The organism is Pseudobutyrivibrio sp. C4, from assembly GCF_900111635.1.
Classification (GTDB): domain Bacteria; phylum Bacillota; class Clostridia; order Lachnospirales; family Lachnospiraceae; genus Pseudobutyrivibrio; species Pseudobutyrivibrio ruminis.
The window spans coordinates 23,409-38,326 of the sequence record NZ_FOHF01000001.1; the positions used below are offsets into that span (position 1 = coordinate 23,409).

General features: G+C 39.7%; 14 protein-coding genes. 13 read left to right on the forward strand and 1 reads right to left on the reverse strand.

Going from position 1 to position 14,918, the window contains the following annotated elements:
- Nucleotides 1–5: 5 nt before the first annotated feature.
- Genes cobJ through BMY66_RS00140 form a run of 10 tightly spaced genes read left to right on the forward strand, consistent with a single transcriptional unit; the run spans nucleotide 6 to nucleotide 9,417 of the window.
- Nucleotides 6–755 carry a precorrin-3B C(17)-methyltransferase gene (gene cobJ / locus BMY66_RS00095; protein WP_090393726.1) on the forward strand — a complete coding sequence of 250 codons (750 nt, stop codon included), beginning with the start codon at nucleotides 6–8 and terminating at the stop codon, nucleotides 753–755.
- Nucleotides 755–2,797 carry a precorrin-6A reductase gene (gene cobK, locus BMY66_RS00100; RefSeq protein WP_090393727.1) on the forward strand — a complete coding sequence of 681 codons (2,043 nt, stop codon included), beginning with the start codon at nucleotides 755–757 and terminating at the stop codon, nucleotides 2,795–2,797. Before cobJ ends, cobK begins: the two co-directional genes overlap by 1 nt.
- 14 nt (nucleotides 2,798–2,811) lie before the next feature.
- Nucleotides 2,812–4,161, forward strand: a complete 1,350-nt coding sequence (locus BMY66_RS00105) for a cobyrinate a,c-diamide synthase (RefSeq protein ID WP_090393728.1) — start codon at nucleotides 2,812–2,814, stop codon at nucleotides 4,159–4,161.
- On the forward strand, nucleotides 4,148–5,233 hold the full coding sequence (locus BMY66_RS00110; RefSeq protein WP_044937688.1) for a nicotinate-nucleotide--dimethylbenzimidazole phosphoribosyltransferase: 1,086 nt from the start codon (nucleotides 4,148–4,150) through the stop codon (nucleotides 5,231–5,233). The genes BMY66_RS00105 and BMY66_RS00110 overlap by 14 nt, the downstream gene beginning before the upstream one ends.
- Entirely contained in the window at nucleotides 5,230–5,790 is a 561-nt protein-coding gene (locus BMY66_RS00115) for a bifunctional adenosylcobinamide kinase/adenosylcobinamide-phosphate guanylyltransferase (RefSeq protein ID WP_090393729.1), read from the forward strand. The genes BMY66_RS00110 and BMY66_RS00115 overlap by 4 nt, the downstream gene beginning before the upstream one ends.
- Complete coding sequence (locus BMY66_RS00120) at nucleotides 5,787–6,548, forward strand: adenosylcobinamide-GDP ribazoletransferase (protein WP_090393730.1); 762 nt, start codon at nucleotides 5,787–5,789, stop codon at nucleotides 6,546–6,548. Before BMY66_RS00115 ends, BMY66_RS00120 begins: the two co-directional genes overlap by 4 nt.
- Nucleotides 6,549–6,552: 4 nt before the next feature.
- On the forward strand, nucleotides 6,553–6,885 hold the full coding sequence (locus BMY66_RS00125; protein WP_033154361.1) for a bifunctional adenosylcobinamide kinase/adenosylcobinamide-phosphate guanylyltransferase: 333 nt from the start codon (nucleotides 6,553–6,555) through the stop codon (nucleotides 6,883–6,885).
- Complete coding sequence (locus BMY66_RS00130) at nucleotides 6,885–7,460, forward strand: histidine phosphatase family protein (RefSeq protein WP_090393731.1); 576 nt, start codon at nucleotides 6,885–6,887, stop codon at nucleotides 7,458–7,460. Before BMY66_RS00125 ends, BMY66_RS00130 begins: the two co-directional genes overlap by 1 nt.
- Nucleotides 7,402–8,364 (forward strand): adenosylcobinamide-phosphate synthase CbiB, encoded by a 963-nt coding sequence (cbiB, locus tag BMY66_RS00135; RefSeq protein ID WP_090393732.1) that lies wholly within the window; start codon nucleotides 7,402–7,404, stop codon nucleotides 8,362–8,364. Before BMY66_RS00130 ends, cbiB begins: the two co-directional genes overlap by 59 nt.
- Nucleotides 8,365–8,376: 12 nt before the next feature.
- On the forward strand, nucleotides 8,377–9,417 hold the full coding sequence (locus tag BMY66_RS00140; protein WP_090393733.1) for a pyridoxal phosphate-dependent aminotransferase: 1,041 nt from the start codon (nucleotides 8,377–8,379) through the stop codon (nucleotides 9,415–9,417).
- On the opposite strand, the gene BMY66_RS00145 is transcribed toward BMY66_RS00140, so the two are convergent.
- Nucleotides 9,414–10,322, reverse strand: a complete 909-nt coding sequence (locus BMY66_RS00145; protein WP_090393734.1) for a tRNA modification radical SAM protein MnmL/YtqA — start codon at nucleotides 10,320–10,322, stop codon at nucleotides 9,414–9,416. The genes BMY66_RS00140 and BMY66_RS00145 overlap by 4 nt on opposite strands.
- A gap of 318 nt (nucleotides 10,323–10,640) precedes the next feature.
- Between BMY66_RS00145 and BMY66_RS00150 the strand changes: the two genes are divergently transcribed.
- The 3 genes from BMY66_RS00150 (at nucleotide 10,641) to BMY66_RS00160 (ending at nucleotide 14,887) form a co-directional block, all read left to right on the forward strand.
- On the forward strand, nucleotides 10,641–12,761 hold the full coding sequence (locus tag BMY66_RS00150; RefSeq protein ID WP_033154356.1) for a PTS sugar transporter subunit IIABC: 2,121 nt from the start codon (nucleotides 10,641–10,643) through the stop codon (nucleotides 12,759–12,761).
- Nucleotides 12,762–12,779: 18 nt separating this feature from the next.
- Nucleotides 12,780–13,613, forward strand: a complete 834-nt coding sequence (locus tag BMY66_RS00155; RefSeq protein WP_044937940.1) for a PRD domain-containing protein — start codon at nucleotides 12,780–12,782, stop codon at nucleotides 13,611–13,613.
- Between the two features lie 176 nt (nucleotides 13,614–13,789).
- Nucleotides 13,790–14,887, forward strand: a complete 1,098-nt coding sequence (locus BMY66_RS00160; protein WP_090393735.1) for a CobW family GTP-binding protein — start codon at nucleotides 13,790–13,792, stop codon at nucleotides 14,885–14,887.
- Nucleotides 14,888–14,918: the final 31 nt, after the last annotated feature.

A 14,918-nucleotide genomic window follows, 5' to 3' on the forward strand; every position in this document is an offset into this window, starting at 1 on the left:
GATTAATGACAGGACATATTTATATCATTGGCATGGGGCCAGGATACAAAGAAATGATGACAGACGAAGCATATCAGGCTATGAAAAATGCTGATGTGATTGTTGGATATACAGTATATATTGATTTGGTAAAGGAACATTTCCCTGATAAGGAGTTTTTCACTACACCTATGAGACAGGAAGTTGAAAGATGTAAAGCCTGCTATGATTTTGCAAAGGACGGGAAGATAGTTGCTTTTATTTGCAGTGGAGATGCAGGAGTCTACGGTATGGCGGCGCCAATGTACGAGCTATTACCTGAATATGAGTCTCAGAATATCACTGCAGATGACATTACTGTTATTCCTGGAGTGACAGCTGCAATCTCAGGTGCAGCCCAGCTTGGGGCACCAATTAATCATGATTTTTGCGTAATTAGTCTCAGCGATTTACTTACACCATGGGAGACCATTGAACGCAGACTTATAGCTGCAATTCAGGGGGATTTTGCAATTGCAATTTATAATCCTTCAAGCAAAAAGCGACATGACTATTTAGAAAAGGCATGTCAAATCATGCTGGATGCGGGAGCAGATAAAAACAGAGCCTGTGGCTATGTTGAAAATATTGGTAGAGATGGCACAAAAACTGTTGTCTGCACTCTTGAGGAGCTTAAGAATGCTCAGGTGAATATGTTCACTACTGTGTTTGTTGGAAACAGTAAAAGTGAAATTATTCAGGGGAAGTTAGTTACAAAAAGAGGGTATGAAATCTAATGAAAAAGGTAATCATTTTTGGTGGAACAACAGAGGGAAGAATTCTTGCTGAATCATTAGCTCATGAGCAAATTGGTTCGGTTTATTGCGTTGCCACTGAATATGGCAAGCAACAGCTTGAGTCTTCTGAATACATCCAGGTTAGATGCGGAAGAATGGATTTCAAGGAAATGGCAAAGCTGTTTTCTGAGGTAAATCCTGATGCCATTATAGATGCCACACATCCCTTTGCAGAGGTAGTCAAGCAGGAAATCGAATCGGCGATTTTCGCATACAAGGATGTACCTTTTTTCAGAGTTGTTAGGGATGAAGAAAATGTAGATTACAGCAACTGCACATTTTTTGATACCACAGAAGAATGCGCCGCTGCTTTAGAAAAAATAAATGGAAAAATTTTCCTTACAACAGGTAGCAAGGAGCTGGCTGTATTTTGCAAAAATGAATCAATAAGAGAACGAATCATAGCAAGAGTGATTCCTAGTGAAGAGAGTATTCGCATCTGCAGTGAAAATGGGCTGAAGGGAAGTCAGATCATTGCAATGCAGGGGCCATTTTCGGCAGGAATGAATCTTTCATTTCTGCGTGAAAGCGAAGCAAAAGTACTTGTAATGAAAGAGGGGGGGAAGGCAAGCGGAGAGGCTGCTCGTATTGTTGCTGCAAACAAAGCTCAGATTCCTACCTACATCATCAGAAGGCCAGAAGAAAAGGTGAAAGGGTATTCACTTTTTGAGACGAGAGATAAAGTACTTCAGCTTTTTGGAATCAAATCAACTGAATATGGCGTAGTAGAGGGAGTTGATACCAAAATCTATGTTACCTTAGCAGGCTTTGGCATGGGATTTGGTTCAATTACAGCAGAAGTAGAACAGGCTATCCTTGAAGCAGATTATATTTTTGGCGCTCCAAGAATGCTTGTAGGTATAGAAACCGATAGCAAGAAATTCCCATATTATCTAGCCAAAGATATTGTACCTAAGTTAAGTGAGCTAGCTGCTGATATAAAGTTTGGTACGAAGAAAGCAGTTGTATTATTTTCAGGAGACACAGGCTTCTATAGCGGAGCTAAAAAGCTAAAGGAGGCACTTGATAAAGAGCCACTTCTCAAAGCAAACATTCGACCTGGAATATCATCAATTAGTGCCTTGGCTGCCAGAATTGGTGAGTCGTGGCAGGATGCAAAGCTTCTAAGCACCCATGGTGTTGAAGAAGAATTGTGGATGCCTTTACTTACTGAGCAAATAAAACACAATGAAAAAGTGTTTGTCATAACATCAGGCAGTAAGGATGTTAGGGCAATAGGTGAAATCCTAAAGAATCTGGATACAGCTGGAACCCCAAGATTTTCAATACTTGTTGGAACAAACCTTTATGCTGATGAAAAGGTTCAAAGACTTTCAATAGACAAGTGTGGCAACTTCAATGAAGATGGACTTTCCACTGTATTTATTAAAAATAACAAACCAGAAGCAAAGGTCCTTACTCCAGGACTTTTGGATGTAGCTTTTGATAGAGATAAAGTTCCTATGTCCAAGGAAGAGATTAGAGCTCTTTCAATTTGCAAATTGCAGATTACAAAAAATGCTGTTTGCTACGACATTGGAAGTGGAAGCGGTTCTGTTGCTGTTGAAATGGGATTATTAGATCCATCGGTTCAGGTTTACGCAGTAGAATTCAAGCCAGAAGCATGCCAGCTTATACAAAAGAATATTGATAAGTTCGGTTTGAAAAATGTTCATTTGATTTCTGGTATCGCACCAGATTCACTTCATGATTTGCCAGCACCAACCCATGTTTTTATTGGCGGAAGTGGAGGCAGACTTGAGGATATTTTGCAGGTATTGATGAAGTATGAAAAGCCAATTAAGGTAGTCATCAATTCCGTTACAATCGAGACTATTGCAGAGATTAATTCTGTGATTAAGAAGTATAATTTTAATGATGTTGATGTAGTACAGATTGCAGTAAGTAAAGCTAAAAAAGCAGGAGACTACAACATATTACAGGGACAGAATCCTGTTTACATTGCTACATTTACACTATAGATATTGGAGACGAAATGACAATTCCAAGAATAATGATTGCTGCGCCAAATAGCGGGTCCGGCAAAACTACAATTACATGTGGATTGCTACAAGCTCTGAAAAATGCAGGGAAGAATCCCTGCTCATTTAAGTGCGGTCCTGACTACATTGATCCTATGTATCACAGGCAGGTACTTGGCATTTCGGCTGGCAATTTAGACACCTTCTTTACGGATAAGCATAAGACGGTTTCTATTTTTGCTGAGGAGGCCGAAGGCGACATCGCTGTTATTGAAGGAGTAATGGGGTTATTCGACGGAGTTGGTGGCATACAGGAAATGGGCTCTAGCTACGATGTTGCTCATGCCCTGGAATGTCCAATTGTTCTTGTGGTTGATGCCCGAGGAGCAGGCAGGTCAGTGCTGGCTCAGATAAAGGGTTTTTTAGATTACGATAAATATAGTCTTATAAAGGCAGTAATCCTGAATAAAACATCGCTAGGTTTTGGAAATATTTTAAAGCCTCTCATAGAGGAGGAGCTTGGAATAATATGTCTTGGAGTGATGCCTAATGACAGTCAGATTCTTGTTTCAAGCAGGCATTTAGGATTAGTTCTTCCAGAAGAAATTCCAGGCTTAAAAGAACAGCAAAACAAAGTGGCTGAGCTTTTGGCGGAAAACATTTCTATGGATGAGCTTTTGAAAATAGCTGGTGATGCTATTGAATTGGTTGAAAAGGGCAGCCATGGTGAAATAGAATATAACGTAAATACGAATCCTATTAGACTGGCTGTGGCAAGAGATGAAGCTTTTTGTTTTTACTACAGAGAAAACCTCAGGATGCTTCAAAAAAATGGCGTTGAATTGGTAGAGTTTTCACCTTTAAAAGACAAGTCTCTTCCAGAGAATATATCAGGCTTGTTGCTAGGAGGCGGATATCCGGAAAACTATCTCGAACAGCTTTCGGCAAATGCTCAAATGAAGGCTGCTATTAAAGAAGCCCTGGAATCTGGAATACCTACACTGGCAGAGTGCGGCGGATTCATGTATTTGTTAGATGAAATACAGGATAAGGAAGGCGCAAGCTTTCAAATGGTTGGCGCATTAAAGGGGAAGGCTTATTGGACTGGCAGGCTGGTTCGATTTGGCTATGTTACAATTGATGATAATAGTGGTATGGAAATAAAGGGGCATGAATTTCACTATTATGATACAGATAATAATGGTGAGGATTGCGTTGCTACAAAGCCTACCGGAAGCAGGTCTTGGGCATGCATTCATCATAAAAATGGAAGTTACATGGGCTTTGCTCATTTGTACTATCCATCAAATCCTAAGTTCGTATCAAATTTTGTGGAGGCTATGAAAAATTATGGGAGAAACTAGATTTTTAATTGACGACATTCTTGAAAACAAAATTAAGCTAGAACCAGTCAACAAAGATGCTTTTGCAAAAATGAAAAAGGAATGGGACAGAGTTTCAAAGCCAATTGATAGCTTTGGAGCTTTTGAAAATATCCATTCAAAAATTGCTGCAATTCAAGGTTTTGAAAGTCCAGATTTATATCATATGCGTCTTGTGGTGTTCTGCGGAGATCATGGTGTTGTTGAGGAAGGCGTTAGCCAGACAAGCCAGGATGTTACACGTATCTGTGCCACTAATATAGGCAAAGGTCTTACAACTGCTGGCACAATGGCAAAATCTCTTGGTATAGATGTTGTATCTGTTGATGTGGGAATAAATAGTCCAAAGGAAGTTCCCTACACATTAAACAGACGAGTAAAATATGGAACATGTAATTTCCTGAAGCATCCAGCTATGTCAGTGGAAGAATTCTGCAGAGCTGTTCAGGTTGGTATGGACCTTGCCAAGGAAAGCAAGGAACAAGGATTCACATGTCTTCTTGTGGGAGAAATGGGGATTGGCAATACCACATCGGCTGCTGTAATGGCAGGGTATTTGCTTGATTTAAATGCAGAGGCTGTTACCGGTCGCGGGGCTGGTCTTGATGATGAAGCCTTCAGTAAGAAGCGCGCAGTAGTTTCTATGGCGCTTTCAATGTACAGTGGATTATCACCAGTAGAAATCTGCAGTAACTTCGGCGGATTGGAGCTGGCTGCAATGACAGGTATGATTTTAGGCGGTGCCCTCTACAAAATCCCGGTTATTTTGGATGGAATGCTTAGCATGGTTTCTGCTTTAGTGGCAGACAGACTTCTTGATAACACAAAGGATTACATGATTCCTTCTCATATCAGCAAAGAGCCAGTGGCAATGAAGCTTGCATCTAAGCTTTCTTTGGAGCCAGTCATCGATGCAAAGATGGCAGTTGGCGAAGGGGCAGGTGCAGTGATGGTAGTACCAAGTCTTCGTCTAGCAGATGTAGCTTTTCATGATGCACTTAAATTCGGTGATTCCGGAGTTGATCAATACGAAAACTTTTCAGAGGCAAAATGATTACATTAGTTTATGGTGGAAGCAGTAGTGGTAAATCTGAATATGCAGAGAACCTTGTTTGCTCCACAGGATATAAAAATAAATATTACCTTGCGACTATGAAGCACAGTGATGATGCTAAGGATAGAATCATGCGTCACAGAAATCTCAGGCAAGGCAAAGGCTTTGTAACTTTAGAGCATGATGTGGATATCGTAAATGCCATATCTGAAATCGAAAATATAGACTCAGGAGATTTCTCTACAAACAAGGCTGACTTAGATGGAGAAATAGTTCTACTGGAATGTATGTCTAATCTGGTGGCCAATGAAATGTTTAGAGATGGCGAGATTAATTCAGCAGATGCTTGCGTCGCCAAGATTCTTTCGGATGTGAAGGAGCTTGAAGAATGCGTTTCTTCTCTTGTGATTGTTACAAACAATGTATTTGAAGATGGCATATCCTATGACGTTGGTACAAAAGAGTACTTAAGAGCGTTAGGTGCTATCAATCGAAAGCTTGCTGCAGTTGCAGAAGAAGTATACGAAGTAGTTGTAGGAATAGGAATAAGATTATGAAAATTATAAAAGCATTTATTGTGGCTTTTTCCATGTATTCGAGAATACCAATGCCAAAGTTCAATTGGGAATCAGAGGATATGAAATATCATCTGATATTTTTCCCATGGGTAGGAGCTGTAATTGGTGGGCTTGAATATTTACTATATATTTTCTGTGAATCACATCAGATTCCAAGCCTTGTGATGGCATTGCTTGCAATCGCCATTCCGTTGGGGGTAACAGGTGGCTTTCATCTGGACGGATTCATGGATATGGAAGATGCCATGAGTTCATGGCAAACCAAGGAGAAGCGATTAGAGATTTTAAAGGACCCACATATTGGAGCTTTTTCTGTAATTAACGTAATTACGGTAGGGATACTTTTTTTGGCAATGATTTTATTGATGTCAAAAGAAGCATTTACAATTTGGTGTTTTAGTTTTTTTGTTTCAAGAGCATTAAGTGGCATCTGTGTTGTTCGCTGCAAAAAGGCAAAGGAAGATGGATTGCTACATACAGAAGCAAAAACTGCAAGTGATAAGGTTGTTTTTGTAGCATTACTTATCCAGCTTATCTTAGTTATTTTGTTTAGCATATATTTAAATCCTTTATATGGCATTTTTATGGCAATAATGGGAATTGAAATAGCAATTATAGATATGAGAAAAGCTAAAAGACTGCTAGGCGGCATAACCGGAGATGTCATGGGATGGTTTGTTGTAAATGCAGAAGTGTTAATAGCTGTTATTCTTGGCATAACAAGTGTTAATTGGTGATTATATGGTTTTAATAGTAGGCGGAAGCTATCAAGGGAAAACAGAATATGCCACATCTAATTTTGCTGGTTATAAATTCTTCAATCAGCTTCATCTTTTTATAAAAAAAAGAATGGATGAAGGCATGGGACAGGAAGCTATTTTAAAAGAAATCCATGAAGCCATTTCAGAAGGCGACTGGGTTCTTATAGCAGATGAACTGGGAAACGGCGTTGTTCCAATGGATGAAAAGGATAATGAATGGCGCGAGGTTTCCGGACGCATTCTAATCGAGCTTGCAAAGGAAGCCGAGGAAGTCCACAGGGTAGTGCTTGGTATTGGTCAAAGGATTAAATGATGGATAGAACAATTACTCTTATAAGACATGGCAAAACATCAGGAAATCGTGAGAAAAGATATGTGGGTATTACTGATGAGGCTCTTAGTTCAGAAGGGGAACTTGAAATAAAAACAAGAGCTTATCCCAGGGCAGATATTGTTTTCTCAAGCCCTATGATTCGATGCATCCAAACAGCAAGGATTATTTATCCAGATATGGAACCAGTCGTAATTCCGGATCTTAGAGAAACGGATTTTGGCAGATTTGAGGGAAAGAACTATCAGGAGCTTTCAGGAGATAAGGAATATCAATCCTGGATTGAATCTAATGGAGAAGCTCCTTTTCCTGGTGGAGAAAGTAGAAGCCAGGCTTCACTTAGAGCTATGAAGGGCTTTGAAAAGCTTTTGGAACAAAGCCAGGATTATGCAAACATTTCGGTTGTTGCTCATGGTGGCACAATCATGGCCATTTTAAGCAATATATTTGGGGGAGATTATTATTCATATCACGTAGAAAACGGCGAGGGATACACATTTGATTTATCACATGACGGCCTTTATAGTGGGCTTTGTACTAGACCTTTTAATAGGTGATCCTTATTGCTTGCCACATCCTGTAAGATGGATTGGAAAGCTGATTGATTACCTTACAAACAAACTCCTTAAGCAGGAGTACACATCTAAAAAGAAAAATAGAAATGGTTTGATTCTGGTTATTCTTGTAATTCTTGCTACGGTATTGATATCAGCTGCTATTTTAGTGGTTTCTTACACGATTAATTCATATTTTGGAATTATAATAGAATCTGTAATGAGCTATCAGTGTCTTGCTTCCCAGAGCCTCTATACTGAGAGTATGAAAGTATATCATGCTTTAAAGGAGAGAGGGCTTGAAGCTGGAAGAGAGGCAGTGTCTATGATAGTCGGACGCGATACAGCTTCTTTGGATGAAACTGGTGTGACAAAGGCTGCAGTGGAAACTGTGGCAGAGAACACATCAGATGGTGTGATTGCTCCGATGGTTTATTTAGCTATTGGTGGACCTGTTTTGGGTATGGCTTACAAAGCTATCAACACCATGGATTCCATGATAGGCTACAAAAATGACAGATTCTACGACTTTGGAAAATACGCTGCAAAGCTGGATGACATTGTAAATTATATTCCTGCTAGAATCAGTGCACTTTTGATGATTTTATCCTGCCTGTTTTTGGGGCCAGACTATAGCATGTCAAATGCATTTAGGATTTTCAAAAGGGACAGATATAATCATGCCAGTCCAAATTCCGCACAAACTGAAAGTGCTTGTGCAGGAGCTCTTGGGATTAAGCTAGCTGGCCCAGCAAGCTATTTTGGAAAAATTGTAGAGAAGCCATTTATTGGAGATGGACTCAGAGCTGTAGAGCTTGAAGATATTAAAAGAGCGAATAAGCTGATGCTTGCTACATCGGTGGTTTGCGAATTATTATGTGTTTTTATTTTAGTTTTATTGTTGTAAGGAGATTTTGACATGCATGGAGGAGACATCTACAGAAACAACATACACTTCGACTTTTCAGTTAATATAAACCCTCTTGGAGTTCCTTCGGAGGTGCAATGGGTATTAACTGAAGCGGCATTACATGCTAATAAATACCCTGATATTTATCACGAGCAGTTAGCAAGGGATACAGCTGCTATATTTGATTTATTAGAAACCGAAGTTGTTTTTGGAAATGGTGCATCCGAATTGATAATGGCTATATGCCATACATTTACACCTAAAAAGGCTATGTTTTTAGCACCTAGCTTTTCAGGATACGAACATTGTATTACAGGAGCAGCACCGGATTGTAATATTATTTATCATTACCTCAGAGAAGAGGATGATTTTGCATTAAAGGAAGATTTACTAGATAAAATCAAGGATGAAAAGCCAAACATCCTATTTCTGACCACACCGAATAATCCTAATGGCTTGCTTATAGAAAAGACATTGCTGGATGAAATCATTTCCCTATGTGAAAAGCAGGGGACAGTAGTTGTAGTGGATGAATGTTTCTTGACACTTACAGGAAAAGAAAAGGAATTGTCATTGGCTTACAATATACGAAATTATAAAAATGTTATTGTGCTTAGAGCCTTCACAAAAACCTTTGCTATCCCAGGTGTAAGAATAGGATATGCAATTTGCAGACAATCATTAGCTGATGCTATTAAGATGCATTTGCCTGAGTGGAATTTATCTATATTCGCCCAGATGGCTGGGGCCGAGTGTTTGAAGCATCAGGATTACATTTCAGAATCAGTTAGAATTATTAATGATGGAAGAACGTATTTATCTGCAGGACTAAGGGATTTAGGATTTAAAGTTTATCCATCAGATTCCAATTACATTCTATTTAAGTGTGATATATCAGATTTAAAAGAAAAGCTTTTAGAATTCAATATTTTGATCAGAGATTGCTCTGATTTTAAGGGACTTACTAAGGGCTTTTACAGAGTTGCTATAAAGCAGCACAACGAAAACGAAGGGCTGCTTTCAGCAATAGAAAGTATAGTTAAGGGTTAACTATCAAGTTCCTTAATGTATTTTCTCATAGTGTTCATTACAAGCTTCTTATTGCCACTCCAAAGGGGTGCGATAAGGAGCTTTTTTGGTCCATCTCCAGTGAGTCTGTGAATAACTGTCTCCTTTGGAAGAACCTTGAGACATTCACCTACAACCTGGCAGTACTCCTCAAGTGTGAAAACATGAAAAGGATTCTCATTATAGATATCAGCAAGCTTGGTTCCAGTCAAAATATGAAGAAGCTGTAGCTTTATTCCAAATAAAGCAGGAGAGAGCTGGCTCAAGTATTTTACAGATTCAATCATGTCATTTGTGGATTCTCCTGGAAGGCCCAAAATCACATGGACTACAACTTTAAGTCCTGCATCAGTAAGTCGTTTGTATGCATCTTCGAATACATTTAACTGGTAGCCTCTGTTAATGAATCTAGCCGTATCTTCGTGGATAGTCTGTAATCCCAGCTCTACCCAAACTTCCTTTTTCTGATTTAGCTTACCTAAAAAGGCTATCATTTCATCAGAAAGACAGTCGGGACGAGTTCCAATAGATATGCCAACGATATATGGAAAGCTGATTGTTTCTTCAAAAAGCTTCATTAAGCGTTTTTCATCACCATAAGTATTAGTGAAGGATTGAAAATAGGCTATATATTTTCGCTCAGACTCTGGGATTTTATTTGATATTTTTTGATCTACCCTGGATTTGGCTTGGATAATCTGTTGCTCTATGTCAGTATTATAAGAGCTGGCAAAATCACCTGAGCCTCCTTCAGAACAGAAGATACATCCACCGGTGCTTATTTTTCCGTCTCTGTTAGGGCAGGAGCAGCCAGATGAAAGTGACAGCTTGTAGACCTTTGTATTGTATTTTTCCTTTAGATAATCAGATAAACTTGTATATTCCATACTCTGATTTTATAAAGTTAAGTGGATTCTTTCAATAAAAATAGACAAGTAAGCGAAAAAATAGGAACTTAAACGTTTACGAAACTTTTACGAAACTATTGACAGCGAATCAATTGCATGCTATCTTACTGTCTTGTAGTGTGTAACTTGTAACCAATCAAGGCACGAACTATGCATAAACTTATTGTATTTATGTGGGTTCGTGCCTTTTTCTATGCCCATAAATCCTCAAATGTTGCCAAAATGGTGATTTGAGATTCATTAAAAGGCTCATTCACATAGATACGGGAAAATGTATAGTGAAAAGGAGTACTTTAAATGAAAGACAAAATTTTTGCAGTATTGCAGCGTGTTGGTAGATCATTCATGTTGCCAATCGCAATCCTTCCAGTAGCAGGTTTGTTACTTGGAATCGGTGGTTCATTCACAAACGAGACAATGCTTGAGACTTACCACCTTACAAAGGCATTAGGCCCTGGAACAGTTGGAAACGCTATTCTTACAGTTATGTCTGATGCAGGTAATATCGTATTTGCTAACTTACCAATCATCTTTGCTATCGGTGTTGCAATCGGTATGGCAAAGAAGGAGAAGGAAGTAGCAGCTTTAGCAGCAGCAATTGCATTCCTTATCATGCATGCTTCAATCGGCGCTATGATTACAATTCACGGTGGCCCAGAGGCACTTCTTGAGGGTGCAACAACTTCAGTTTGTGGTATCACTTCATTACAGATGGGTGTATTCGGTGGTATGATCGTAGGACTTGGTGTTGCTTCACTTCACAACAAGTACTATAAGATTCAGCTTCCACAGGTATTATCATTCTTCGGTGGTACAAGATTCGTACCTATCGTTTCAGGTTTGGTATACACATTAGTTGGTATCGTAATGTTCTTCGTATGGCCATTCGTACAGCAGGGTATCTACGCAGTAGGCGCTGTTGTTCTTGATTCAGGTTATTTTGGAACATGGGTATACGGTCTCATGGAGAGACTTCTCATCCCATTTGGTCTTCACCACGTATTCTACCTTCCATTCTGGCAGACAGCTGTTGGTGGAACATTAGAAGTTGGTGGACAGGTAATTGAAGGTGCACAGAACATCTTCTTTGCGCAGCTTGCTGATCCTACAGTTGATCACTTCGCAGTATCTGCAACAAGATTTATGTCAGGAAAGTTCCCACTTATGATTTTTGGTCTTCCTGGAGCAGCTCTTGCTATGTATCGTACAGCTCTTCCAGAGAAGAGAAAGGAAGTTGGTGGACTTCTTCTTTCAGCAGCACTTACATCTATGCTTACAGGTATCACTGAGCCAATCGAGTTTACATTCTTATTTGTAGCTCCAGCTCTTTACGGTATCCACTGTGTATTTGCAGGTGCAGCATACATGCTTATGCATATGTGCGGTGTTGGTGTTGGTATGACATTCTCAGGTGGTCTTATCGACTTAACACTTTTCGGTATTCTTCCAGGCAATGCTAGAACAAGCTGGATTTGGGTACCTATTGTCGGAGTAGGTTATTTTGTAGTATATTATTTCTTATTTAGCTTCCTTATTAAGAAGTTTGATCTTAAGACACCAGGTAGAGACGCAGAAGAGGAAGTTAAGCTTTACAGACGTAGTGATTACAATGCAAAGAAAGAGTCAGTTTCTGATGAGACTTCTGCAAAGATCACAAACGGTCTCGGCGGCAAGAAGAACATCTCTGATGTTGACTGCTGCGCTACAAGACTTCGTTGTACAGTTTTCAAGCCAGAGCTTGTAAACGATGCTTTACTTAAGAGCACAGGTGCTTCAGGTGTAGTTCACAAGGGTAACGGCGTTCAGATTATTTATGGACCACACGTTACAGTTATCAAGTCAAATCTTGAAGATTATCTTGAGACTGCTCCAAATGAAGAATATAATGGGGCTAACGAGGCAGTAGCTGAAGAGGCTAAGGCAGAAGAGACAGCTGAGCCAACAGGAAAGCTTGTTAAGACAGTAGTTCTTGGCAGCCCACTTACTGGTACAGCAGCTGATTTATCGGAGACTCCAGATGAGGTTTTTGCACAGAAGATGATGGGTGATGGCGCTGTTATCACACCAGCAGATGGAAAGGTTTACGCTCCAGCTGATGGTACAGTTGTATTCGTATTCGATACAAATCACGCAATCGGATTCAAGACAGATGATGATGTAGCTATGCTACTTCACTTTGGTATTGATACAGTTAAGCTTAAGGGCGAAGGCTTTAACGTACTTGTTAAGGCTGGACAGCAGGTTAAGAAGGGTGATGTATTGATGGAAGCTGATTTAGATTTCATCTCAAAGAACGCACCTTCAATCGCTACTCCAGTTCTTTGCACAGAGCTTAAGAGTAATCAGAAGCTTCGTCGTATCGGCGATGGTTCAATTAAAGCAGGAGAGGATTTACTCGCAGTAGACTTTTATGAGTAAATGTATTTAGGAGATCAGATGTATAGAGTTGAAAAAGTTCTAAATCACAATGCGCTGATTGGCATCTTGGATAATACGACCCAAGAGTACCTTATTATGGGCAAGGGAATTGGCTTCGGCAAGCATGTTAGTGAAACGATAGAAGTATCAGAAGAACATAAAGTTTATTCCTTGAAAGAATCTACCGAACGTGGTGGAAAAAAGGAATTAGCAACTAGTATTGACCCTGTATATCTTGAAATCGCAAATGAGATTCTGGACAGAGCAGAGGCAGCATTTAAGACAATCGACAGAGACGTTATGTTGCCTTTGGCTGACCACATTGAATTTGCCGTTAAACGTAGCAAAAACAATGAGCAACTTAGAAACCCCTTAACGGACGACATTAGAGTTTTGTTCCACGCTGAATTTAAAGTGGCAGAAAACGCTAAAGGTCTTTTGAAGGAGCGTCTTGACGTAGAGCTTACCGACGACGAAATCGGCTATATAGCTTTGCATATACATTCATCTATTATGGATCAGGCAGTTTCATCTGCTATGCAAATGGCGGAGGCTGTCCGTGAATGTGTCACCATGGTAGAGAAAGAAACGGGAAAAAAGATAGACACAACTTCATTGTCCTATAATAGGTTGTTGAATCATATAAGATACATGATTGCCCGAACTATGAATGGCGAGGTGATTAAACTTGATATGAACGATTATATCAACGCCTCTGCTGCTAATTCATTTAAGATGTCTCAGAAGATATGTAAAGAGCTAGGAAAGAGCTTGGGAAAAGAAATTCACCAGGCGGAAATTGGGTACTTAGCAATGCATATCGAAAGAGTCGCTCTTGATGAAATGAACTAGATACTTTAGGTTGCCTAGAAATAGGCAACCTTTTTTTTGTATCCATTTTCCAAAGAATATATAAATAATTGCACACAATTAATACAATGATAACTATAGAACTTTTCACAATTCTGTGCTATCATATTTCGTTAGTGGGTTTATAATATATTCTTTGGAAAAGAGAGGTTTTTAATATGACAAAGATTGATATAATTTCAGGATTTTTAGGTGCAGGAAAGACTACTTACATCAAGAAAATGCTTGAAGAGGCATACAAGGGTGAGAAAGTAGTTCTTATTGAAAATGAGTTTGGTGAGGTAGGTATCGATGGTGGCTTCCTTAAGGATGCTGGTATCACTATTTCAGAGATGAACTCAGGATGTATTTGCTGTTCATTGGTTGGTGACTTTGATAAGAACTTACACGAGGTTCTTGAGAAGTTCTCTCCAGACAGAATCCTTATCGAGCCATCAGGCGTAGGTAAGCTTTCAGATGTTATGACATCTGTTATCAAGCTTGAGGAGACAGCAGACGTTAAGCTTACAGGTCTTGTTACAGTTGTTAACGCTCTCAAGGCTTCAAAGCAGATGAAGGCTTTTGGTGAGTTCTTCAACAATCAGATTGAGTTCGCTACAACAGTTGTACTTTCACGTTCACAGACAGCTACAGAAGATCAGCTTGAGTTCTGTGTAAAACAGATTCAGAAGCTTAATTCAAAGGCTGCTATCATTACAACTCCATGGGATGAAATCTCAGGAGAAAAGCTTCTTTCAGTTATGGAAGGACAGGACAATCTTGCTTCAGAGATGAAGCATCTTGCAGAGGAAGCTCACGAGCATGATGAGGAAGAGCATGAGCACGAGCATCATCACGATCACGACCATGATCACGAGGAGCACGAGCATCATCACGACCATGACCATGATCACGAGGAGCATGAGCATCACCATCATCATGAGCATGATGAGAACTGCACATGCGGTTGCCACGATCACGATCACCATCATCACCATGCTGATGAAGTATTCGATACATGGGGAATTGAGACTCCTCACAAGTTCGAAAAGTCTACAATCGAAAAGGCTATGAAGGCATTTGCTGAGACAACAGACTACGGTACAATCATCCGTTCAAAGGGTATGGTTGAGGATGTTAACGGTGGTTGGATTTACTTCGACTTCGTTGACGGTGAATACGAGCTTAGAGCTGGCGAGCCAGACTACACAGGACGTCTTGTTGTTATCGGTGCAGATGTTGATGAGCACAAGGTTGAGGAGCTTTTCGGTCTTTAATCAGTAGTTCGTTAGATTTAGTTAATAGAGG